Below are 977 nucleotides of genomic sequence, written 5' to 3'. Positions count from 1 at the left end.
TCCGTGCTGTTGAGGGTGATCGTGTAGTGGGTGTCGGTCTCGACGTCGAGTGCGAACCAGTCGACGTCGCCCGCCCAGTCGATGTGTCCGGCCTGGTCGGCCGACCCCACCGTCGCCGCCGTCTTCGCGGTGTCGCCTTCCTGGTCTTCGACGATGCTGATATCCAGGCCGTAGCCGCCCAGGTCGCTCGTATCGGCACCGGCCACTTGGATGTAGTAGGTCCCCGCCTTGGCACCGTTGGTGAAGATCAGTCCGTCGAGGTCTCCGCTCGCCACCGAATGCTCGTAGAGGTCGCCCTGGTCTTCGCCCTTCTTGTCGAGCAGGCTCAGGCTCCCGGCCGCCAGCGCATCGGCGCTGCCGTCGCCCGCCAGACGGATGGTGTAGCGGGTGTCCGCCGCGGCCTCGAGTTCGAGCCAGTCGAGGTCGCCTTGCCATTGCACCTCGCCGCTCTTGGTGGTAGGGGTGTCCGCCGTCGGGGCGGTGAGTTCGCCCGCCGTCTTGGCCGTCTCGCCATAGTCGTCGGCGTCCGTCACCAGGCTCAGGCTGTAGTCGCCCGTCGTGGTGGTCGCATCACCCGCAACTTCAACGTAATAGGTGCCGCCCTTGGCGTCGGTGCGGAACGTGAGTCCCACCAGCTGCGTGCCGCTGACGCTGGCCGTTTCGGTGGCGATCTCTTCGCCTTTCTTGTCCACCAGACGCAGCGCGCCGCTGGTCGCCGAATCGCTCGAGAGGTAGATGGTGTAGGCGGTGTCGCCCTCGGCTTCGAGTTCGAGCCAGTCGACGTCTCCCTCCCATTGCACGCTGACCGGGATCGCGTCGCCTTGGCTGAGCACGCCCTCGGTCTTGGAGGTACTGCCGTAGTCGTCGGCGATCGTGACGACCTCGAGGCTGTAGTCGGCGTCCGCGTCGCCTTCCGCTCCGACCACTTCGACATAGTAGGTCTGCGCCTTGACCCCGTTGGCGAAGGTCAGCACGGA

1 protein-coding gene is annotated in these 977 nt (G+C 66.3%); it reads right to left on the bottom strand.

Going from position 1 to position 977, the window contains the following annotated elements:
- Positions 1–977, bottom strand: a 977-nt coding sequence (locus D779_RS20730) for a hypothetical protein (protein ID WP_043758446.1), incomplete at both ends; no start/stop codon positions are given.

The sequence above is a fragment of the Imhoffiella purpurea genome, from assembly GCF_000585215.1.
Lineage (GTDB): Bacteria > Pseudomonadota > Gammaproteobacteria > Chromatiales > Chromatiaceae > Imhoffiella > Imhoffiella purpurea.
Note: the sequence above shows the minus strand (reverse complement) of the source record. Positions and strands in the feature narration are given on the sequence as shown.